We start from the raw sequence: 20,606 nt of genomic DNA on the forward strand, positions 1-20,606 counted from the left end.
AAATGACCGACCACATGCAGGTTCCCGGCATGCCCGACGCGGGCGTCACCCAGACCGCGCCGAGCGGCGGCTGTCCTTTCGGCGGCGCCGCGGCGGCTTCTCAGCCGACGCCCGGTGCGGCGGCACAAACCGGCGAAGGCTGGCACGACGCCCAGCTCGACTTCTCGAAGTCGATGAGCTACGGCGACTATCTGGCGCTCGACGCCGTGCTCAACGCGCAGCATCCGCTCTCGCCCGACCACAACGAGATGCTGTTCATCGTGCAGCACCAGACGAGCGAGCTGTGGATGAAGCTCGCGCTCTACGAACTGCGCGCGGCGCTCGCAAACGTGCACCGCGACGAGCTGCAGCCCGCGTTCAAGCAGCTCGCGCGCGTTTCCCGGATCCTGGAGCAGCTCGTGCAAGCCTGGAACGTGCTTTCCACGCTCACGCCCTCCGAGTACACGGCGATGCGCCCCTATCTAGGCAGTTCGTCGGGATTCCAGTCGTATCAGTACCGGCAGATCGAGTTCCTGCTCGGCAACAAGAACGTGCAGATGCTCAAGCCGCACGAGCACCGGCCCGAGATCCTCGCGCAAGTGAAGGCGACGCTCGAAGCGCCGTCGTTCTACGACGAAGTGATCCGTCTGCTCGCCCGGCGCGGATTCGCGATTGCGCCCGAGCGCCTCGCACGCGACTGGACGCTGCAGACGGAGCACGACGCCACCGTCGAGGCCGCCTGGCTCGAGGTCTATCGCAATCCTTCGCAGTACTGGGATCTGTACGAGATGGCCGAGGAACTCGTGGATCTCGAAGACGCCTTCCGGCAATGGCGCTTCCGGCATGTCACCACGGTCGAGCGCATCATCGGGTTCAAGCAGGGCACCGGGGGGACCAACGGCGCACCGTATCTGCGCAAGATGCTCGACGTCGTGCTGTTCCCCGAGCTCTGGCACGTGCGGACGGTGCTGTAACGCCGGTTACGCAAAGCGAGAACGAAAAAAGCCAGCATTGCGCTGGCTTTTTTGTGGCGTTCCGAACGCCCTGGCGGCTCGCGCGAACGCAAGCCGCGCGTGACCGGTCAGGTCAGATCACGACTGTCTGCGCTTCCCCTGCCTTGCGCTCGCGCACGATGCCGATCTTCCAGACCTGCTCGCCCGCGGCCGCCAGCAGCCCGGCCGCCTCGTCGGCCTGATCGGCCGAGACGATCACGGCCATGCCGATGCCGCAGTTGAACACGCGGTGCATTTCCGAATCGGCCACGCCGCCATGCTTCTGCAGCCACGTGAACAGCGGCGGCAGCGGCCAGGCGCGATGGTCGAGCTCGGCCGTGAGGCCTTCGCGCAGCACGCGCGGAATGTTCTCGACGAGGCCGCCGCCCGTGATGTGCGCCATGCCCTTCACCTTCACCTGCTCCATCAGCGCGAGCAGCGGCTTCACGTAGATGCGCGTGGGCGCCATGAGCGCGTCGGCCAGCGTGCGGCCGTCGAAGTCGGCGTTCAGGTCCGGCTGCGCGCGCTCGATGATCTTGCGCACGAGCGAGAAGCCGTTCGAGTGGATGCCGCTCGACGCGAGGCCCAGCACCACGTCGCCCGAGGCGATCGTGCTGCCGTCGATGATCTTGCTCTTCTCGACCGCGCCCACCGCGAAGCCAGCGAGGTCGTATTCGCCGTCCGGGTACATGCCCGGCATTTCCGCCGTCTCGCCGCCGATCAGCGCGCAGCCCGACAACTCGCAGCCGTAGGCGATGCCCTTCACGACCGTCGCCGCCGTATCGACGTCGAGCTTGCCGCAGGCGAAGTAGTCGAGGAAGAACAGCGGCTCGGCGCCCTGCACGAGAATGTCGTTCACGCTCATCGCGACGAGATCCTGGCCCACCGTGTCGTGCTTGTTCAGATTGAAGGCGAGACGCAGCTTGGTGCCCACGCCGTCGGTGCCCGACACGAGCACCGGCTCCTTGTACTTCTTCGACACTTCGAAGAGCGCGCCGAATCCGCCGATCCCGCCCAGCACGCCTTCGCGCAGGGTCTTCTTCGCAAAAGGCTTGATGCGGTCGATGAGCGCGTCGCCTGCGTCGATGTCCACGCCGGCGTCGCGGTACGAGAGGCCCTGGGCGCCAGCGCCCTGGTCGGATTTCGGTTGATTCATGGGGAAGTGCCAGAAGGTCGGTAAAATGCGATTTTAACCGATTGACGGCGCCCCACCGCCGTGGCCAGGTCGAGAAATCTGCCAACCAAGGTGACAACTGCGGTGGCAACCGCGGTGCTCAATACGGCACCCGGCAGGGACTGCGGGCCGCCCAACGACCGGAAACCCTCGTTTGTCGCCGAGTTTTGTCACCGGATATACCGACTTTCACGCTGTCTCCGCGCGCGGTTCCGGGCGGAAACGCGCCTGGGCTCCCGAGCCGGGCAAGGCCGCGCCAGTGAACTGAATTACGCCTGAAACCATCGTGCAGCGACAGTTAACGCTCGATCTCGGCACGCCGCCGCCTTCGACCTTCGAAAACTTCCACACCGCCGCCAACGCGGAGCTGGTCGCGCGCCTGCGCGGGCTCGACGCCGCGCTCGCCGCCGGTCCGGTTGCCGATCGCACGTTCTATATCTGGGGCGAGCCCGGCAACGGGCGCAGCCATCTGCTGCACGCGCTCGTGCACGAGGCGCCGCCCGGCCACGCACGCTATCTCGGGCCGCAAAGCGCGCTCGCGGCGTTCGGCTTCGACCCGCGCATCGCGATCTATGCCGTGGACGACTGCGATGCGCTCTCGGGCGCCCAGCAGATCGCACTCTTCAACCTCTTCAACGAGGTGCGCGCGCATCCCACCAGCGCGCTCGTGGCAACCGGCAACACGGCGCCGATGGGGCTCGCGGTGCGCGAGGACCTGCGCACGCGGCTCGGCTGGGGGCTCGTGTTCCATCTCGCGCCGCTCTCCGACGAAGGCAAGTCCGCCGTGCTCAAGCGCGCGGCGCGCGAGCGCGGCATTGCGCTCGCCGACGACGTGCCCGCCTATCTGCTCACGCACTTTCGCCGCGACATGCCGAGCCTGATGGCGCTGCTCGACGCACTCGACCGCTTCTCGCTCGAGCAGAAGCGCGCGGTGACGCTGCCGCTTCTGCGCACGATGCTGGCCGCCGGCGTGCCGCCGCAGGGGGGCGCCGCGGCGCCGGTGGATCTTGCCGGCGAATCCGGCGGCAGCGCGAGCCAGGCGGACAGCGCGGGCGACGAATTCGATTTCGGTGACAGTAACGGCGGCGAGCCCAGATCGCCCGATCTGCCGGACCCGATGCCGCCGGTGTCCGCCAACAGCGCAAGCGAGCCGGCACAAGCCGCACCGTCTGCCGAAACCCCGGCCCCCTATGAACCAGCGCGCCCGCCCGCCGCGCACGCACGCGCGCCACAACCGGCTCCCTTCGCAACGCCCACCGACAACGTCGACAGCGAACTCGGCGCGCCGTTTCGCGACGCGGTCGAGCGCGAACTGGGCGGCGCCTTGACCGGCGAGGTCGAGGCCGACGTGAGCGGCGAACTGAACGGCAAACTCGGCGGCGACCTCGAAGCCGCAACACCCGGCAGCGGCACGTCGGACGCCACCGCGCCCGGTGCGACGGCCGCCTCCGACGCCGCCGCCACGAACCCGGCGCCGCCACGGCCCGCGGCCGCAGACGTCCCCGAAACCGCCGGTGATCCCACCCCTGCCCCGGAGCCGCGCCACCCGCCCTCCGAAACCGGCACCGGCAACGGGTTGACCCGCTTCAAGTAAAATGAGCGCCCATGGCTAATCTTGCACTTTTCGATCTCGATCACACGCTGATCCCCACCGACAGCGACCACGAATGGGGCCGCTTCATGGTGAAGCTCGGCATTGTCGACGCCGAGCGCTTCGCGAAGCAGAACGACCGCTTCTTCGCCGACTACAAGGCCGGCGTGCTGGACATCCACGCCTACCTCGTCGCCATGCTCACGCCGCTCGCGAAATACCCGCGCACGCAGCTCAAGGCGTGGCACGACCAGTACATGCACGAAGTCATCCGGCCGGCGATCGTGCCGGCGGCCATGGAGCTCGTGCGCAAGCACAAGGACGCGGGCGACCTCTGCTGCATGGTCACGGCGACCAACGAGTTCATCACGGGCCCGATCGCCGAGGTGTTCGGCGTGGACAAGCTGATCGCCTGCGAGGTCGAAACCGTGGACGGCCACCCCGATTCCGCCTACACGGGCCGCCCGACGGGCACGCCCAGCTACCGCGAGGGCAAGATCGTGCGCACCGAAGCGTGGCTCGCCTCGCTCGGCAAAAGCTGGTCGAACTTCGAGCGCAGCTACTTCTACAGCGACTCGCACAACGACATTCCGTTGCTCGAAAAGGTCACCGACCCGATCGCGACCAACCCCGACGCCACCCTGCGCGCGCACGCGCAAACGGCTGGCTGGCCCATTCTCGATTTGTTCCAGGCCTCGTGATCAAGAAATTCATCCGCAAGCTGTTCGGCCAGGACAGCGCCCCCGAAGCCGCCGCCGACACGTCGGGCGTCGATACGCCGGCCGCGGTGGCTGAAGATGCCGCCCCCGCCCGCGCTTCCAGCCGCGCGGCGCGCAAGCCGGCCGCTGCCGCCGACGACAAGACGATTCGCGGACCCAGGTCCCGCACCACGAAAGGCGGCTCAAAAGGCTCGGCGCAAAACGCCGATCCGGCCACCCCGGTCATCCTCTCGGCCGACATTCACGGCATCGATCCCTCGCTCATCTCGAAGAACGCCGTCCGCGTCACCGACGGCCTGCAGCAGGCGGGCTTCCGGGCGTTCATCGTGGGCGGCGCCGTGCGCGACCTGCTGCTGGGCATCGCGCCGAAGGACTTCGACGTCGCCACCGACGCCACGCCCGACCAGGTGCAGAAGCTGTTCCGCCGCGCGCGCATCATCGGCCGGCGCTTCCAGATCGTGCACGTGCAGTTCGGCCAGGAAATCATCGAAGTCTCGACGTTCCGCGCGCTGGTGGACGCTCCGCCGACCGCCGAGTCCGCGCCGGGCGGGTCGGGTAGCACATCGGCCGGCAGTTCGCCCAACAAGCGCCTGCGCCGCGACGAGCTCGACCGCAAGACACACGCGGTGGACGCAAGCGGCCGCGTGCTGCGCGACAACGTCTGGGGCGAGCAGCACGAAGACGCCACGCGCCGCGACTTCACGATCAACGCGATGTACTACGACCCGGCCACGCAGACCGTGCTCGACTATCACAACGGGATGGCCGACATGCGCGCGCGCCTGTTGCGGATGATCGGCGACCCGGCCACGCGGTTCCGCGAAGATCCGGTGCGCATGATGCGCGTGGTGCGCTTCGCCGCGAAGCTCGACTTCGAGATCGAGGATCGCACGCGCGAGCCGATCAAGGAGCTCGCCGACCTCATCAACAACGTCCCGGCCGCGCGTCTCTTCGACGAGATGCTCAAGCTGCTGCTCTCGGGCCACGCGCTGGAATGCCTCAAGTGGCTGCGCAAGGAAGGGCTGCATCACGGCCTGCTGCCGCTCCTCGACGTGATTCTGGAAGAGCCGCAGGGCGAGCGCTTCATCTCGCTCGCGCTTTCGAGCACCGACGCGCGCGTGCGTGCCGGCAAGCCGGTTTCGCCGGGCTTCCTGTTCGCGACGCTCTTGTGGCACGACGTCCAGCAGCGCTGGCAGCAGTACACGGCCGCGGGCGAGTACCCGGTGCCGGCCATCCACCGCGCGATGGACGACGTGATCGACGTGCAGACGGAAAAGCTCGCGATCCATCGCCGCTACTCGTCGGACATGCGCGAGATCTGGGGGCTGCAGCAGCGCCTCGAAAAGCGCGGCCGCAGCGCGATCAAGCTGCTGGAACACCCGCGTTTCAGAGCGGGGTATGATTTCCTCCTGTTGCGCTGCGAATCGGGCGAGCTCGACGAGGAAATCGGGCAATGGTGGACCGATTTCATCGACGGCGATTTCGCCGCGCGCGAAGCGCTCCTCTCCCAGGGCGGCAAGGAACGTGCGCCGCGCAAGCGCCGCCGCCGCGGCGGGGCAAAGAACCGCAAGACGGCCGAGGGCGCAGCAGGCGTTGAAAGTGATGAAGGCGCGGATGCGCCGGCGCGCGCGGACCACGACGGTCCCTTCGAGGACTGAGCGCGGGAGCGCCGCATGCCGCCGGACCATGATGCAATGGACGAACCGGAAACGACAGTCGCAGGAAGTGAAGCCATGACGGTTGCCTGGCTGGGAATTGGCGCGAATCTGGGGGATGCGCGCCAGACCCTCAAAGACGCGGTGGTGTGCCTCGCACAGCAGCACACCCTCGCCGTGCTCGCGAAGTCGAGTCTCTACCGCACCGCGCCCGTCGACGCGGGCGGCGACGACTATTTCAACTGCGTCGTGAAGCTCGAAACGCGCCTTGGCGTGCGCGAACTGCTGGCCCTGTGCCAGCGCATCGAACATCACTTCGGCCGCGAGCGCCCCTTTCGCAACGCGCCGCGCACGCTCGACATCGACATTCTGCTTTACGGCGACGCCGTGATCCACGAACCCGACCTGACCGTGCCGCATCCCCGCATGACGGGCCGCGCGTTCGTGCTCGTGCCGGCCGTCGAGATCGATCCGGATCTCGCGATTCCGGGCCACGGCCTGGCGAGCGCGTTCCTCCCCGCCGTCACCGACCAGCGCATCGAAAAGGTCAAGCCGCCGTGCCAGTGCATGGGCGCCGCACCGGCCGCCGCCCCCACCGACCGCGCAGCGGATACGCCCTCGGACACCCCCGCGCCAGGCCGCACCTGCCGATGATGAACACGCCGCCACTCGCCCCGGTCACGCGCGCGGCACGCCCGCCGCTCGCGCACATCGCCATCGAAGGACCGATCGGCGCGGGCAAGACGGCGCTGGCCACGCGCCTCGCCGACCGCTGGTCGATGCAGACGCTCTTCGAATCGAACACGAGCAACCCGTTTCTCGAGCGCTTCTACCGCGACCCGTCGCGACACGGACTCGCCGCGCAGCTGCATTTCGCGCTGCAGCGCGAGCGGCTCGCGCGCGACGTCGCGGCCCTGCGCGCCGCGGGCAAGCCCTTCGTGACGAACTTCGTGGCGGCGCGCGACGACCTGTTCGCGCGCCTCACGCTCGCCGACGACGAACTGCCGCTCTACCGCGCGCTCGCCGCGCGGCTCGTGGCGAACGCGCCGCCGCCGGATCTCGTCGTCTATCTTCAGGCCAGCCCCGAGGTGCTCTACGCGCGCATCCAGAAGCGCGCGAACCCCGCCGAGCTGCCGATCTCGGACGCCTTCCTGCGGGCCCTCTGCGACAGCTACAACGAATTTTTCTATCATTACGACCATGCGCCGGTGCTGACCGTCGGCGCCGAACACCTGAACCCGCTCGACTCCGATGCGGACCTTGCGCTCGTCGCCGAAAGAATCGAGACGATGCGCGGGCGCAAGGAGTCCTTCGTCAAGGGCATGCCGCGCTGACGTCGACGCCGGGTCGACTCGGCTGAGTCGACTCCGAAGCAGCGGCCCCTTCCCGTTTTCCTTTCCAGACGGATTCCCTCATGACTTACCTGCAGGAAACGAGCCGCAGCGCCGTGACCGTGCCCAAACTCCAGGCCATGCGCGACGCCGGCGAAAAGATCGCCATGCTTACGTGCTACGACGCGAGTTTCTCGTCGCTATGCGACCGCGCGGGCGTCGACGTGCTGCTGATCGGCGATTCGCTCGGCAACGTGCTGCAAGGCCAGACGACGACGCTGCCCGTCACGCTCGACGAAATCGCCTATCACACGGCCTGCGTCGCGCGCGCGCGGCCGTCCGCGCTGATCGTCGCCGACTTGCCGTTCGGCACCTTCGGCACGCCCGAAGACGCGTTCGCGAGCTCGGTCAAGCTGATGCGCGCCGGCGCGCAGATGGTCAAGCTCGAAGGCGGCGAATGGCTCGCGCCCACGGTGAAGATGCTGGTGGAGCGCGCCGTGCCCGTGTGCGCCCATATCGGCCTCACGCCGCAGTCGGTGCATGCCTTTGGCGGCTTCAAGGTGCAGGGCAAGACCGAGAGCGGCGCGGCGCAGATGGTGCGCGACGCGCAGGCGCTGGAGGCGGCGGGCGCGCAGCTCGTGGTGATCGAGGCCGTGCCTTCGGCGCTCGGCGCGATGGTCACGAAGCAGTTGCGCATTCCGACGATCGGCATCGGCGCCGGCGTGGATTGCTCGGGCCAGGTGCTCGTGCTGCACGACATGCTCGGCATCTTCCCCGGCAAGCGGCCGAAATTCGTGAAGGATTTCATGCAGGGCCAGCCGAGCATCGAAGCGGCCGTTAGCGCGTATGTGAAGGCGGTAAAGGACGGCTCGTTCCCGGCGGCCGAACACGCGTTTCAGTAACAGCAAGCAACCCGGAAGACGAAGGGCGCGGGCCATGCGGCGCCGCGCCCTTCTTTCGTCGTTGCTCCCCGCGTCGGCGTCAGATCAGCCGCGCAGGCACCGCGCCACGCAGCGCGTTCGTCAGCAGCAGCGCTTCGGCGCGCAGCACGTCGGCGCGGGTCAGCGCGCGCTCTTTCACACCGAACGTTTCGTCGTCGAGTAAAACGCCGCGCATCACGCCCGGCAGCACGCCCGCGGAAAGCGGCGGCGTCCACCACGTTCCGTCCAGCTTCACGAACACGTTCGAGCGCCCGCCTTCGGTCAGTTCGCCGCGCTCGTTGAAGAACAGCATGTCGAAGCCGCCCTGCGCTTCGGCCTCGCGCCACGCGCGGTCGAATTCGGCGCGGCGCGTGGTCTTGCGCAGCAGGAGCGCATCGGCGGAAGCCACCGGCGCGAAGCCGCGGTCGGGCGCGAGCATCACGCCCACGGGCCCTCCCGGCAACGGCGCCAGCGGCGCGCTGGTCAGCTGCACCGCGCCGTCCTTGCCAAGGGCGGCGCGCAGGCGGTGCGCGACACCCTCGGGAAACGCGGCGCAGATTTCGGCGAGGCGCGCGCGCAAGTCGTCGGCGTTGCACGTGAAGCCTAGCCACGCGGCGCCCGCCGCCAGCCGGGCGAGATGACGCTCCAGGTGGCGCACGCCATCCGCACGCGTCGCATACATCGTTTCGAACAGTTCGAGGCCGGGGTCGGCGCCAGTCAGGAAGCGGGCTTTCAAACGTGTCTCCTCGTATTCGTCTGCGGCGACGCTGTCGAGCACGATGCCCGCGCCCACGCCCATCTCGCCGCGCCGCACCCCGGCCGGCGCGGCGGGTGCGTCGAGCGTCAACGTGCGGATCACGACCGAAAGGCAGAAGTCGCCGCAGGTGTCGTCGCCCGTCGCGCCGTCGAGCCAGCCTATCGTGCCGGTATAGAGGCCGCGTGGACCATGCTCGATCGCGTCGATCAGTTCCATCGTGCGGTGCTTGGGCGCGCCCGTGATCGAGCCGCAGGGAAAGAGCGCGCGCATGACCCCGGCGAACGACGTGCGTTCGCGCAGCTTCGCCTCGACCGTCGAGGTCATCTGCCACACCAACGCGTAAGACTCCACGCTGAAGAGCGCGGGCACGCGCACCGAACCGGTCTGCGCGACGCGCGAAAGATCGTTGCGCAGCAGATCCACGATCATCACGTTTTCGGCGCGATTCTTGGGGTCGTTGGCGAGGAACTGCGCGGCGGCACGGTCTGCAACAGGATCCGGCGAGCGCGCAGCGGTGCCCTTCATGGGACGTGCGCGCAGCGCATCGCCCTGCTTCTCGACGAACAACTCGGGCGAGCAAGACAGTACCCAGCGGTCGCCCGGCAGCGCGATCAGGGCGCCGAACGGCACGCGCTGCCGCTCGCGCAAACGCCGATAAAGCGCGACCGGCGGCCCGAATGCCTCGAATTGCAGCCGGTACGTGTAGTTGATCTGATAGGAGTCGCCCGCGCGCAGCGCCGCGTGCACGGCCTCGATGCCGCGTTCGAACTGGTCGCGATCGACGCCCGGCACGACACCCGCGATGCCGGCCGGCGCGGGGGTCGCGGCACCTTCGCGCGCCGCCAGCCAGGCATCGGCTTCGTCGCGCGAAAGCCGCTCGCAGCGCTCGAACAATAAAAAACGCAGCGCGGCGTGGCCGTGCTGCGTTCCCAAAGTATCGTCCGAGGCGCCGCTTGCATGCTTCGCAAACTGCAGATCGCGCCCGAAATCGTAATCGCCGAGCACGACCGCATGCAGCCCCGCGCGCAGATCGCCCTCCACCGCGCGGCATACCGCGTCGAGATCCTGCGCCCGGCTGCACACGCGTTCGCGCACGAACCCCGTGTAGAGGCGACTCGTGCGGCGCGCGGGCGTCGAATCGCCATCGTCGAGCAGCGCGAACACCGCGCCGCCGTCATTCACTGCCATAAACGCTACCTGCCGCAAGGCCGGCGGCGCGTACGCAGGTTACGCGCCGCCGGCATGAAACCCGCCTTAGTCGAAGAAGCTCTTCACGCGGTCGAACCAGCTCTTGCTCTGCGGGCTGTGGCGCGAGCCACCCTCCACGAGCGACTTCTCGAACTGCTGAAGCAGATCGCGCTGCTGGTCGGTGAGCTTGACCGGCGTTTCCACCTGTACGTGCACGTACAGATCGCCGGCGATGCTCGAACGCAGCCCCTTGATGCCCTTGCCGCGCAGGCGGAACGTCTTGCCCGACTGCGTGCCCTCGGGCACCGGGAAGGTCGCGCGGCCCGCCAGCGTCGGCACTTCGATCTCGCCGCCCAGAGCCGCCGTGGTGAACGGAATCGGCATCTGGCAGTGCAGGTCGTCGCCGTCGCGCTCGAATACCGGGTGCGACTTGATATGAATCTCGACGTAGAGATCGCCCGCCGGCCCGCCGTTGATACCCGGCTCGCCGTTGCCGGCCGAGCGGATGCGCATGCCGTCGTCGATGCCCGCCGGAATCTTCACTTCCAGCGTCTTGGTTTCCTTCACTTTGCCCGCGCCGTGGCAGTTCGTGCAGGGCTCAGGAATGTACGAACCCGTGCCATGGCACTTCGGGCAGGTCTGCTGAATGCTGAAGAAACCCTGCGACATGCGCACCGAACCCGAGCCATGGCAGGTCGGGCAGCTTTCCGGCTTGGTGCCGGGCTTCGCGCCCGAACCGTGACAGACCTCGCAACTGCTCCAGCCCGGCACGCGAATCTGCGTCTCGTAGCCGTGCGCCGCCTGCTCCAGCGTGATTTCCATGCTGTAGCGCAGATCCGCGCCGCGATACACCTGCGGGCCGCTGCGCGCGCCGCCGCGGGCGCCTGCCGTCTGGCCGAAGATGTCGCCGAAAATATCGCCGAATGCATCCGCGAAACCGCCGAAGCCCTGCGCACCCGCGCCGCCCATGTTCGGATCGACGCCCGCGTGCCCGTACTGGTCGTAGGCCGCACGCTTTTGCGAGTCCGACAGCATTTCATAGGCTTCCTTCACCTCTTTGAAATGCTCTTCCGCGTCCTTGTTGTCCGGATTGCGGTCGGGGTGGTACTTCATCGCCAGCTTGCGATACGCCTTCTTGATTTCGTCGTCGCTCGCGTTCTTCGCGACGCCCAGAACCTCGTAGTAATCCCGTTTCGCCATATCGGTTCAACGCCGGTCACGCACGCAGTCGTGCGCGTCGGCTCCTCATGAATGCTGGATCTCGTGACCCGTTTGCCGTCCCGTTCACCGCCGAAAACGCCATCGCACCCTGCTGCAACGCGTCCAGCGGCCCCTGTCGGGAACGGCCTCCATAAAACAAATGTGCCCGGAGAGCCGAAAAGGCTCGCCAGGCGTTAAGCAATGCTGCCCGCATCGTAACCGATGCGGCCGTCCTGCGCCGAACATTCCCGCCGCGGCGCGGACCTCCTGCGAGGCCCGGTTCGCCGCTGCGGCCCGCCCGGCACGGGTACGGGCCGGACAACTTAGTCCTTCTTGACTTCCTTGAACTCGGCGTCGACCACGTCGTCGGCGTTGCCCTGCGCACCCGCCTGCTCCGCGCCCGCGCCTGCGGCGCCTGCTGCCGCGCCGGCCTGCTGAGCCTGCATGTCGGCGTACATCTTTTCGCCGAGCTTCTGCGATGCCGTGGACAGCGCCTCGACCTTCGCCTCGATCTCGGCCTTGTCGGCCGACGCGCTCTTCAGCGTGTCTTCGAGATCCTTCAGCGCGGCTTCGATCTTTTCCTTTTCGGAGGCGTCGATCTTGTCGCCGTACTCGGCCACGGCCTTCTTCGTGCTGTGAACCAGCGCGTCGCCCTGGTTGCGCGCGTCGGCCAGCTCACGCAGACGGTGATCTTCTTCCGCGTTCGCTTCGGCGTCCTTCACCATCTTCTCGATTTCGGCTTCGGACAGACCCGAGTTCGCCTTGATCGTGATGCGGTTTTCCTTGCCGGTCGCCTTGTCCTTCGCGCCGACGTGCAGGATGCCGTTCGCGTCGATGTCGAAGCTCACTTCGATCTGCGGCACGCCGCGCGGTGCGGGCGGAATGCCTTCCAGGTTGAACTCGCCCAGCAGCTTGTTGCCCGCCGCCATTTCGCGTTCGCCCTGGAACACCTTGATCGTCACGGCGCCCTGGTTGTCGTCGGCCGTCGAGTAGACCTGAGCGTGCTTGGTCGGGATCGTGGTGTTCTTGTTGATCATCTTCGTCATCACACCGCCGAGCGTCTCGATACCGAGCGAGAGCGGGGTCACGTCGAGGAGCAGCACGTCCTTGCGGTCGCCCGAGAGAACCTGGCCTTGAATCGCGGCGCCCACGGCCACGGCTTCGTCGGGGTTCACGTCACGGCGCGGATCCTTGCCGAAGAACTCCTTCACCTTCTCCTGCACCTTCGGCATACGCGTCTGGCCGCCGACGAGAATCACGTCGTCGATGTCGCCAACCTTCACGCCCGCGTCCTTGATCGCCACGCGGCACGGCTCAATGGTGCGCTCGATCAGGTCTTCGACCAGCGCTTCCAGCTTGGCGCGCGTGATCTTCAGGTTCAAGTGCTTCGGACCCGAGGCGTCCGCCGTGATGTACGGCAGATTGATTTCGGTCTGCTGGCCCGACGAGAGTTCGATCTTGGCCTTTTCGGCGGCTTCCTTCAGGCGTTGCAGCGCGAGCACGTCCTTGCTGAGGTCGACACCCTGCTCCTTCTTGAACTCGCCGATGATGTAATCGATGATGCGCTGGTCGAAGTCTTCGCCGCCGAGGAACGTGTCGCCGTTCGTCGAGAGCACTTCGAACTGCATTTCGCCGTCAACGTCCGCGATTTCGATGATCGAGATGTCGAACGTGCCGCCGCCCAGGTCGAACACGGCGATCTTGCGGTCGCCCTTTTCGGCCTTGTCCAGACCGAACGCGAGCGCGGCCGCCGTCGGCTCGTTGATGATGCGCTTGACTTCCAGACCGGCGATGCGGCCGGCGTCCTTGGTGGCCTGACGCTGGCTGTCGTTGAAGTACGCGGGAACCGTGATCACGGCTTCGGTGACCGGCTCGCCGAGGTAGTCTTCAGCGGTCTTCTTCATCTTGCGCAGCACTTCGGCCGAAACCTGCGAAGGCGCGAGCTTCGCGCCGTGCGCTTCGACCCAGGCGTCGCCGTTGTCGTGCTTGACGATCTTGTAGGGCATCAGGCCGATGTCCTTCTGCACTTCCTTCTCGTCGAAGCGGCGACCGATCAGGCGCTTGACGGCGTAAAGCGTGTTCTTCGGGTTCGTGACCGACTGGCGCTTGGCCGGCGCGCCGACCAGCACTTCGTTGTCGTCCATGTAGGCGATGATCGACGGCGTCGTGCGGGCGCCTTCCGAGTTTTCGATCACCTTGACCTGATTGCCTTCCATCAGCGCCACGCACGAGTTCGTGGTGCCGAGGTCGATGCCGATGATTTTGCCCATTTAGTTGATCTCCAATAATTGATCGCTGTGCGAACGGCGCCTGCGCTTTGCTCGGCCCATCCGCCTTAATCCGGAACTGCTGCCCAAATAAGTGCCACTGAGGCGTTTTCAAGACCCTGGGCGCTATCCGGTTATTAATTTTTTTCAATCGCCCGCGCCGCAACCGGGACGGTTGGGCGTGAACGCTTTCATCTTGCTTACTTCGGCTGGGAGACCGTGACGAGCGCCGGACGCAGCACGCGGTCGGCAATCACGTAGCCCTTCTGCAGCACGGCGACGACGGTGTTCGCCTCCTGCTCCGACGGCACCATCGAAATGGCCTGGTGGCGATGCGGATCGAACTTCTCGCCCACCGGGTTGATGGCCAGCACCTTGCCCTTCTCGAGCGCGCCGGTGAGCTGGCGAAGCGTCAGCTCGACGCCCTCGCGCACCTTCACGAGGTCGTCCGAGCCGTGCGTGACGGCCGCTTCGAGACTGTCGACAACGGGCAGCAGGTGCTCGGCGAAGCTCTCGATGGCGAACTTGTGCGCCTTCTGGACATCTTCCTGGCCGCGACGGCGCACGTTCTCGGTTTCCGCCTTCGCGCGGACGAACGCATCCTGCAACTCGGCGATCTTCGCCTGCGCTTCGGCCAGTGCCGCGTCCACGCCGCCCTGCGCCGACGCTGCGGCGGTTTCCGCCGCAGCCGCTTCGGGCTGCGCCGATGCAGCGGCTTGCGAGGCCTCGTCCGCGGGCGTGGGATTCTGGCTCGTCGGGTTCTCTTGCGTGTTTTCCATGTCGCTGAACGTGGTTGGATAATCAAAAAAGGAGCAAAGCTCCGGGCACTCTGCCCGGCGGTTCGCGCCATGTTGTTCCGGCACGACACCCGCTTTGCGTGTTGCGACTGCACTTGGGTGCCGGATTGCCGATTTCAAGGGTTTTCCGCGGCTTTTTTACAGTTTTTCAGCCTTGGGAAACTGGCCGTTACAACCATTACTGCGCCGCCGCAAAAATGAAATTGAGTGCGCCGCCCGGCTGACCTACACTCAGGAACAGGTACTGCTCAGACCACGTTTACCCTGACCCTGCAAGTGCGTCCGAGGCCCGTACCCAACACCGAGCTGGCCGTTTTCGCCGTGCATTTCTCCCGGGGGAGTACCGTGAAACTGACCTTTGCAATATCGGTGGTCGCGCTGGTACTCATTGCCGGAACCACCACCATCTGCATGTCGGGCGCCGTAACCGACAACACGACCGAATATGGCGGCGTTCATGCCGCCATGGAAGCGCTGTTCAACCCTCACGCCCAAGTTTGTCGATAGTGCGGCGGTCGCGCTTCGTCGGTCGTCCGTGCAGCACCGCCGCGGGCTCGCGAAAGAGCCGCCGGCGTTCCTGCTCCGCCGTGCGCCGCTCGCGCCCGGCCTGCGTTTCCGCGTAAAGGGTTTGCGCAACGCTCGCCGGGCCGCGCACGTCGCACAGACCCAGCACCTCCACCTCCCAGAGCACGTGATCGATCTCGATTTCGACGAGGTCGCCCACACGCACGTCCTTCGAGGCCTTCACCGCGTCGCCGCCGATGCGCACGTGCCCCTTGCTCACGGCGTCCGCCGCCAGCGAGCGGGTCTTGAAGAAGCGGGCGGCCCATAGCCACTTGTCGATGCGCAGGCGCGCGGACGGGTCGGTCGAGATCTTGTAGTTCATACGATGCAAATGGATAGCGCCGGAGCCGGGTTCAGGCGAGCGCGCCGGCCGGGGAGGCGGCCCGCACCGGCCAGCCCTGCAGGTTCTGCGCGACGATTTCGCCGAGCGCGGCAATCCATGCCGGCGATGAATTCAGGCAGGGAATGCGGTGAAACACCTTGCCTCCGCCATGCAGGAATTCGTCGCGCACTTCCATGCCGATTTCCTCGATCGTTTCCAGGCAGTCGGCCGTGAAACCGGGGCAGAACACGTCGGCGCGCCGCACGCCGCCCTGCCCTAGCTCGCGCAAGCTCGGCGCGGTATACGGCTGCAGCCACTGTGCCCGGCCAAAGCGCGACTGGAACGTGACGCGGCATTCCACCGGCGTCAATTCGAGCGCGTGCATGAGAAGCGACGCTGTCTGCTGGCATTGATCGTGATACGGATCGCCAAGGTCGAGCGTGCGGCTCGGCACGCCGTGAAAGCTCAACACGAGGCGGTCGCCCGCAGCAAAATCAGGGCGGCCATGCGCCTGCCAGTACTGCTGGACCTGCGCCGCGAGCGCCGCGATGTAGGCCGGATGGTCGTGATAGGCGCGCACCGTGCGGACTTCCGGCTGATTGCGCATGCGACCGAGCGCGGCGAACGCGGCGTCGAATGCCGTGGCCGTGGTCGAGGCCGAGTATTGCGGATACATCGGCACGAGCAGGATGCGCTCGGCGCCCGACAGCTTGAGCTGCCGGAGCACCGAGAGTATGTCGGGCGTGCCGTAGCGCATGGCGTAATCGACGATGACCGCATAGTCGTTCGCATGCAGCAAGTGGCGCAGGCCGTCGGTCTGCTTTTGGGTGTGCACGCGCAGCGGCGAGCCTTCGGGCGTCCAGACCGCCGCATACTTCTTGGCCGACGAGCGTCCGCGCAGCGGCAGGATCAGCGTGCGCAGGATGACCTGCCAGGCGAGCGCGGGAATCTCGACCACGCGCGGGTCGGAGAGAAACTGCGCCAGATAGCGGCGCACCGCGCGCGGCGTGGGCGCGTCGGGCGTGCCCAGATTGATCAGCAGCACGGCGACGCGATGTGCGCCGGCGGATTGCAGAGGCCGCTCCAGATCGAAACGCATAGGCGAAGACTTGCGCCGCGCCTCAAGTCCATCGAGCGCAGCAACGGTTGCACAAGGGAATCATTATAGCGGCCGGCTCGTGCATGCCCATCTGGCCATTCGGCCAATGGCGCGCCGCGCGCGTTTGCCCGATGATGAAAACGTGGCCGGCTCAGTTCTGGCTGAGCGTGAGCGAAAGGAGGCGCGCGGTAATGTCGACGATGGGAATCACGCGGTTGTATGCCATGCGCGTCGGGCCGATCACGCCGAGCGTGCCCACGATCTTGCCGTTCACCTCGTACGGCGCGGTCACGACGCTCATTTCCTCGATCGGCACGAGATTCGATTCGCCGCCGATGAAGATCTGCACGCCCTGCGCGTGGCTCGAGACGTCGAGTAGCTGCAGGAGGCTCGTCTTCTGGTCGAACACGTCGAAGAGCTTGCGCAGCCGCGCCATGTCCGACGAAAGATCGGCCACTTCGAGCAGGTTGCGCTCGCCGGAAATGAGCACGGTTTCGCCGACGTCGGACTCGTCGGTGCTCGCCGTCATGGCAGCGTGCATCAGCGTGGTCATGTCGCCGCGCAGCGCGTCGATTTCGTCGCGCAGCCGCTGGCGCACCTCGTCGAACGAGAGGCCTGCGAAATGCGCATTGATGTAATTGGAGGCTTCGATGAGCTCGGAGGGCGAGAAGTCGCGCTGGGTCGCCATGATGCGATTCTGCACGTCGCCTTCGGGCGTCACGATGATGAGCAGGATGCGCCTGGCGGAAAGGCGCATGAACTCGATCTGCTTGAACACGTGGCTGCGCCGCGGCGTCAGCACCACGCCCGCGAACTGCGTGAGATTGGACAGCACGCTCGCGGCCGCGGCCACCACCTTCTGCGTCTCGCCGGGGCGCAGCGTGGTCTTGACCGCCTGCGTGACCGCCTCTTCGTCGGCAGCGGACTCGACGGTGAGCATGGTGTCCACGAAGAGGCGATAGCCGCGCGGGGTGGGCACGCGTCCCGCCGAGGTGTGCGGGCTGGATACGAGCCCCAGCTCCTCCAGATCCGACATGACGTTGCGGATCGTCGCCGGGCTCAGTTCCAGGCCGGAATAGCGCGACAGCGTGCGCGAGCCGACCGGCTGGCCTTCGGCGATGTAGCGCTCGATCAGCGTCTTGAGGAGGGTTTGTGCGCGGGAATCTAGCATGACTGAAAATTCTAGCCTAATGGCCGCCGCGCCGCGAGTGCGCTCCGGCCGCACGGAACGGCGTTTCGAGGCTTTTGGGGAGTCCGCGCGCGGCGCGCGGCGTTGTCATCACCGCGTCACCGATTCTATCGGGAAATGCCCAAAGCACCGCCGTCCGGCCTTCCCGGGGACCGCCAGGTTCTTTTCACGATCTGACTATGGTGTAATGCCGGCATGCGAATCCAGAAGATCCAGAGCCAGTTCAAGACCGTCGCGCTAGTCGGCCGCAGCAACACGCAGGGCATCGGCGAGCCGCTGACGGCGCTCGCGCAAACCATCTCGAAGCTCGGCTTCGACGTGGTGTTCGAGGCTCAGACGGCCAACGAGATCGGCGCTGCCGGCTACCCCGCGCTCCAGCCCGCCGAGATCGGTGCGCGCGCGGACGTCGCGGTCGTGCTTGGCGGCGACGGCACGATGCTCGGCATCGGACGCCAGCTCGCGCCCTACCGCACCCCGCTGATCGGCATCAACCACGGTCGGCTCGGCTTCATCACCGACATTCCGTTCTCGGACATGCAGGAGATCGTGCCGCAGTTGCTCGCCGGCTCGTTCGAGCGCGAGGAGCGCACGCTGCTGGAATCGCGCATCACCCGCGACGGCGACCCGATCTACCACGCGCTCGCCTTCAACGACGTGGTCGTGAACCGCAGCGGCTTCTCCGGCATGGCCGAGCTGCGCGTGCACGTGGACGGACGCTTCATGTACAACCAGCGCTCCGACGGGTTGATCGTCGCCACACCCACGGGCTCGACCGCCTACGCGCTCTCCTCGCAAGGGCCGATCCTGCATCCGCAACTGCAGGGCCTCGTGCTCGTGCCGATCGCGCCGCACGCGCTCTCGAACCGCCCGATCGTGCTGCCCGACGATTGCAAGGTCAGCATCCAGATCGTGGCGGGCCGCGACGTCAACGTGAACTTCGACATGCAGTCGTTCACCTCGCTCGAACTCGGCGACGTGATCGACGTGCGCCGCTCGCGCCATACCGTGCCCTTCCTGCATCCGGTGGGCTACAGCTATTACGCGACGCTGCGCAAGAAGCTGCACTGGAACGAGCATCCCTCGATGCGTCAGGACGATCCCGAAGACTGAACGCGCCGCGCGCCCGCTCATCTTTCCGACCGCACGCCAACCACCAGACTCCATGCTCCGCCATCTCTCGATTCGCGACTTCGTGATCGTCGCGGCGCTCGATCTCGAATTCGACAACGGCTTTTCCGTGTTCTCCGGCGAGACGGGCGCCGGCAAGTCGATCCTGATCGACGCGCTCGCCCTGACGCTCGGCGCGCGCGCCGACGCGGGCGTCGTGCGCACCGGCGAAACCCGCGCCGACATCACCGCCGAATTCGACGTCCCGCCGCACGTCGCCGCGTGGCTCGACGAGCAGGCGCTCGCCAGCCCCGACGGTGAAAACGCGGTGATGCTGCGCCGCGTGGTGGACGCCGGCGGCCGCTCGCGGGCGTTCATCAACGGCACGCCGGCTACGCTCACGCAGTTGCGCGAGGTTGGCGAGATGCTCGTGGACATTCACGGCCAGCACGCGCACCAGCTACTGATGCGTCCCGACGCCCAGCGCGAACTCTTCGACACGCATGCGGGCCTGACCGAGCTCGCCGCCGCCGTCACGCGCGCGTGGCGCACGGTGCGCGACGCCCGCCAGGCCGTGGAAACCGCCCAGTCGCGCGACCGCGAACTGCAGCTCGAACGCGAGCGCCTCGCGTGGCAGCTCGCGGAGCTCGACAAGCTCGCGCCGCAGCCCGGCGAGTGGGAAGAGATCAACACGGAACACCGGCGGCTCACGCATTCGGCGAACCTGATCGACGGCGTGCAGGGCGCGCTCACCGCGCTCTCCGAATCCGACGAGGCGATGCTTTCGCATCTGAACAGCATCGTCTCGAAGCTGCGCGACCTGGCCGAAATCGACCCGGCGCTCGGCGATGCGCTTGCCGCACTCGAACCGGCGGCAATCCAGCTTCAAGAGGCGGCGTACTCGCTGTCGCACTACGCACAGCGGCTCGAACTCGACCCCGACCGGCTCGCCCAGGTGGAAAAGCGCCTCGACGCGCTGCATTCGACGGCCCGCAAGTTCCGCCTGCAGCCGCAGACGATGCCCGAAGAGCACGCGGCGCGGCGCGCGCAACTCGCCACGCTCGACGCCGCCGCGGACCTCGACAGCCTGCGCGCCGCCGCGGACCGCGCCCACGAGTCGTATCTCGCCGAGGCGAAGCAGCTTTCGAAGGCCCGCACAAAAGCGGCGAAGGCGCTCGGCGTGGCGGTCACGCAAGGGATGCAGGAGCTTTCGATGGCGGGCGGCAGCTTCGAAGTCGCGCTCGTGCCGCTTGCGGAAGGCGGCGCGCACGGGCTGGAGCAGATCGAATTCCGCGTCGCGGGTCATGCGGGCGTGCCGCTGCGGCCGCTCGCGAAAATCGCTTCAGGCGGCGAGCTCGCGCGCATCAGCCTCGCGCTCGCCGTGATCGCGAGCGCGGCGAGCCCTACGCCCACGCTGATCTTCGACGAAGTCGACACCGGCATCGGCGGCGGCGTGGCGGAAGTGGTGGGCCGGCTGCTGCATCAGCTCGGCGGCGAACGCCAGGTGCTGTGCGTCACGCACTTGCCGCAGGTGGCCGCGCGCGGCGACCATCACTTCCAGGTCTCGAAGGCGAGCGACGGCAACGGCGGCACGCTTTCGGCCGTCACCCCGCTGGACAAGCCGGGCCGCGTCGAGGAAGTCGCCCGTATGCTGGGCGGCCTCGAAATCACGGCCACCACGCGCAGGCATGCGAAAGAGATGCTGGCGGCGTGAGGATGCGCAGATGCTGAACGGGTTGCCGGCATGCCTTCGTG

17 protein-coding genes and 1 pseudogene are annotated in these 20,606 nt (G+C 67.0%); 10 read left to right on the forward strand and 8 right to left on the reverse strand.

The features are described from left to right. Positions 1 to 2: 2 nt before the first annotated feature. On the forward strand, positions 3 to 953 hold the full coding sequence (gene kynA / locus BAC01S_RS16535) for a tryptophan 2,3-dioxygenase (protein WP_027795770.1): 951 nt from the start codon (positions 3 to 5) through the stop codon (positions 951 to 953). 112 nt (positions 954 to 1,065) lie between these two features. On the opposite strand, the gene purM is transcribed toward kynA, so the two are convergent. Continuing rightward, entirely contained in the window at positions 1,066 to 2,127 is a 1,062-nt protein-coding gene (gene purM, locus BAC01S_RS16540; RefSeq protein WP_027795771.1) for a phosphoribosylformylglycinamidine cyclo-ligase, read from the reverse strand. Positions 2,128 to 2,431: 304 nt separating this feature from the next. Between purM and hda the strand changes: the two are divergent. The 6 genes and pseudogenes from hda to panB form a co-directional block, all read left to right on the forward strand. Further along, positions 2,432 to 3,166 (forward strand): annotated as a pseudogene (gene hda, locus BAC01S_RS31560) (DnaA regulatory inactivator Hda); the annotation flags it as partial. A 584-nt stretch (positions 3,167 to 3,750) separates the two neighbouring features. Further along, positions 3,751 to 4,437, forward strand: a complete 687-nt coding sequence (locus BAC01S_RS16550) for a histidinol-phosphatase (RefSeq protein ID WP_027795772.1) — start codon at positions 3,751 to 3,753, stop codon at positions 4,435 to 4,437. After that, positions 4,434 to 6,113: a polynucleotide adenylyltransferase PcnB gene (gene pcnB, locus BAC01S_RS16555; RefSeq protein ID WP_027795773.1), complete on the forward strand. Its 1,680-nt coding sequence runs from the start codon at positions 4,434 to 4,436 to the stop codon at positions 6,111 to 6,113. The genes BAC01S_RS16550 and pcnB overlap by 4 nt, the downstream gene beginning before the upstream one ends. A 75-nt stretch (positions 6,114 to 6,188) precedes the next feature. Then, entirely contained in the window at positions 6,189 to 6,764 is a 576-nt protein-coding gene (gene folK / locus BAC01S_RS16560) for a 2-amino-4-hydroxy-6-hydroxymethyldihydropteridine diphosphokinase (protein WP_027795774.1), read from the forward strand. Further along, positions 6,764 to 7,444: a deoxynucleoside kinase gene (locus tag BAC01S_RS16565; protein WP_027795775.1), complete on the forward strand. Its 681-nt coding sequence runs from the start codon at positions 6,764 to 6,766 to the stop codon at positions 7,442 to 7,444. Before folK ends, BAC01S_RS16565 begins: the two co-directional genes overlap by 1 nt. A gap of 80 nt (positions 7,445 to 7,524) precedes the next feature. Beyond that, the gene (gene panB / locus BAC01S_RS16570) at positions 7,525 to 8,343 is read left to right on the forward strand and encodes a 3-methyl-2-oxobutanoate hydroxymethyltransferase (RefSeq protein ID WP_027795776.1); all 819 of its coding nucleotides are present in this window, start codon (positions 7,525 to 7,527) and stop codon (positions 8,341 to 8,343) included. Between the two features lie 79 nt (positions 8,344 to 8,422). On the opposite strand, the gene pabB is transcribed toward panB, so the two are convergent. From pabB to grpE, 4 genes are all read right to left on the reverse strand, one after another. Further along, positions 8,423 to 10,306 carry an aminodeoxychorismate synthase component I gene (gene pabB, locus BAC01S_RS16575; RefSeq protein WP_027795777.1) on the reverse strand — a complete coding sequence of 628 codons (1,884 nt, stop codon included), beginning with the start codon at positions 10,304 to 10,306 and terminating at the stop codon, positions 8,423 to 8,425. Between the two features lie 66 nt (positions 10,307 to 10,372). Next, complete coding sequence (gene dnaJ / locus BAC01S_RS16580) at positions 10,373 to 11,506, reverse strand: molecular chaperone DnaJ (RefSeq protein ID WP_027795778.1); 1,134 nt, start codon at positions 11,504 to 11,506, stop codon at positions 10,373 to 10,375. 323 nt (positions 11,507 to 11,829) lie between these two features. Next, positions 11,830 to 13,776 carry a molecular chaperone DnaK gene (gene dnaK, locus BAC01S_RS16585; RefSeq protein WP_027795779.1) on the reverse strand — a complete coding sequence of 649 codons (1,947 nt, stop codon included), beginning with the start codon at positions 13,774 to 13,776 and terminating at the stop codon, positions 11,830 to 11,832. Positions 13,777 to 13,973: 197 nt separating this feature from the next. Continuing rightward, entirely contained in the window at positions 13,974 to 14,552 is a 579-nt protein-coding gene (gene grpE / locus BAC01S_RS16590; protein WP_027795780.1) for a nucleotide exchange factor GrpE, read from the reverse strand. Between the two features lie 363 nt (positions 14,553 to 14,915). Here grpE and BAC01S_RS35125 point away from each other — a divergent pair, with 363 nt between their 5' ends. Further along, complete coding sequence (locus BAC01S_RS35125) at positions 14,916 to 15,077, forward strand: hypothetical protein (protein ID WP_169740126.1); 162 nt, start codon at positions 14,916 to 14,918, stop codon at positions 15,075 to 15,077. Here BAC01S_RS35125 and BAC01S_RS16595 read toward each other — a convergent pair. The 3 genes from BAC01S_RS16595 to hrcA all read right to left on the reverse strand — a co-directional run bounded on the left by BAC01S_RS16595 (position 15,049) and on the right by hrcA (position 17,726). Further along, positions 15,049 to 15,456, reverse strand: a complete 408-nt coding sequence (locus BAC01S_RS16595; RefSeq protein ID WP_027795781.1) for an RNA-binding S4 domain-containing protein — start codon at positions 15,454 to 15,456, stop codon at positions 15,049 to 15,051. The two genes, BAC01S_RS35125 and BAC01S_RS16595, sit on opposite strands and share 29 nt — an antisense overlap. A gap of 31 nt (positions 15,457 to 15,487) precedes the next feature. Then, positions 15,488 to 16,555, reverse strand: a complete 1,068-nt coding sequence (hemH, locus tag BAC01S_RS16600) for a ferrochelatase (RefSeq protein WP_027795782.1) — start codon at positions 16,553 to 16,555, stop codon at positions 15,488 to 15,490. A gap of 151 nt (positions 16,556 to 16,706) precedes the next feature. After that, positions 16,707 to 17,726, reverse strand: coding sequence for a heat-inducible transcriptional repressor HrcA (gene hrcA, locus BAC01S_RS16605; protein ID WP_027795783.1), 1,020 nt, complete (start codon positions 17,724 to 17,726; stop codon positions 16,707 to 16,709). Positions 17,727 to 17,939: 213 nt separating this feature from the next. Between hrcA and BAC01S_RS16610 the strand changes: the two genes are divergently transcribed. Together BAC01S_RS16610 and recN are read left to right on the forward strand one after the other, a co-directional pair. Further along, the gene (locus BAC01S_RS16610) at positions 17,940 to 18,854 is read left to right on the forward strand and encodes an NAD kinase (protein WP_027795784.1); all 915 of its coding nucleotides are present in this window, start codon (positions 17,940 to 17,942) and stop codon (positions 18,852 to 18,854) included. 52 nt (positions 18,855 to 18,906) lie between these two features. Next, positions 18,907 to 20,565 (forward strand): DNA repair protein RecN, encoded by a 1,659-nt coding sequence (gene recN / locus BAC01S_RS16615; protein ID WP_027795785.1) that lies wholly within the window; start codon positions 18,907 to 18,909, stop codon positions 20,563 to 20,565. Positions 20,566 to 20,606: the final 41 nt, after the last annotated feature.

This window comes from Paraburkholderia acidipaludis NBRC 101816 (genome assembly GCF_000684975.1).
GTDB lineage: Bacteria > Pseudomonadota > Gammaproteobacteria > Burkholderiales > Burkholderiaceae > Paraburkholderia > Paraburkholderia acidipaludis.

Excerpts from the sequence above, each read along its gene's own strand:
- kynA (WP_027795770.1), top strand. The coding sequence starts at position 3 with ATGACCGACCACATGCAGGTTCCCGGCATGCCCGACGCGGGCGTCACC.
- purM (WP_027795771.1), bottom strand. The coding sequence starts at position 2,127 with ATGAATCAACCGAAATCCGACCAGGGCGCTGGCGCCCAGGGCCTCTCG.
- BAC01S_RS16550 (WP_027795772.1), top strand. The coding sequence starts at position 3,751 with ATGGCTAATCTTGCACTTTTCGATCTCGATCACACGCTGATCCCCACC.
- folK (WP_027795774.1), top strand. The coding sequence starts at position 6,189 with ATGACGGTTGCCTGGCTGGGAATTGGCGCGAATCTGGGGGATGCGCGC.
- BAC01S_RS16565 (WP_027795775.1), top strand. The coding sequence starts at position 6,764 with ATGAACACGCCGCCACTCGCCCCGGTCACGCGCGCGGCACGCCCGCCG.
- panB (WP_027795776.1), top strand. The coding sequence starts at position 7,525 with ATGACTTACCTGCAGGAAACGAGCCGCAGCGCCGTGACCGTGCCCAAA.
- pabB (WP_027795777.1), bottom strand. The coding sequence starts at position 10,306 with ATGGCAGTGAATGACGGCGGCGCGGTGTTCGCGCTGCTCGACGATGGC.
- dnaJ (WP_027795778.1), bottom strand. The coding sequence starts at position 11,506 with ATGGCGAAACGGGATTACTACGAGGTTCTGGGCGTCGCGAAGAACGCG.
- dnaK (WP_027795779.1), bottom strand. The coding sequence starts at position 13,776 with ATGGGCAAAATCATCGGCATCGACCTCGGCACCACGAACTCGTGCGTG.
- grpE (WP_027795780.1), bottom strand. The coding sequence starts at position 14,552 with ATGGAAAACACGCAAGAGAACCCGACGAGCCAGAATCCCACGCCCGCG.
- BAC01S_RS16595 (WP_027795781.1), bottom strand. The coding sequence starts at position 15,456 with ATGAACTACAAGATCTCGACCGACCCGTCCGCGCGCCTGCGCATCGAC.
- hemH (WP_027795782.1), bottom strand. The coding sequence starts at position 16,555 with ATGCGTTTCGATCTGGAGCGGCCTCTGCAATCCGCCGGCGCACATCGC.
- hrcA (WP_027795783.1), bottom strand. The coding sequence starts at position 17,726 with ATGCTAGATTCCCGCGCACAAACCCTCCTCAAGACGCTGATCGAGCGC.
- BAC01S_RS16610 (WP_027795784.1), top strand. The coding sequence starts at position 17,940 with ATGCGAATCCAGAAGATCCAGAGCCAGTTCAAGACCGTCGCGCTAGTC.
- recN (WP_027795785.1), top strand. The coding sequence starts at position 18,907 with ATGCTCCGCCATCTCTCGATTCGCGACTTCGTGATCGTCGCGGCGCTC.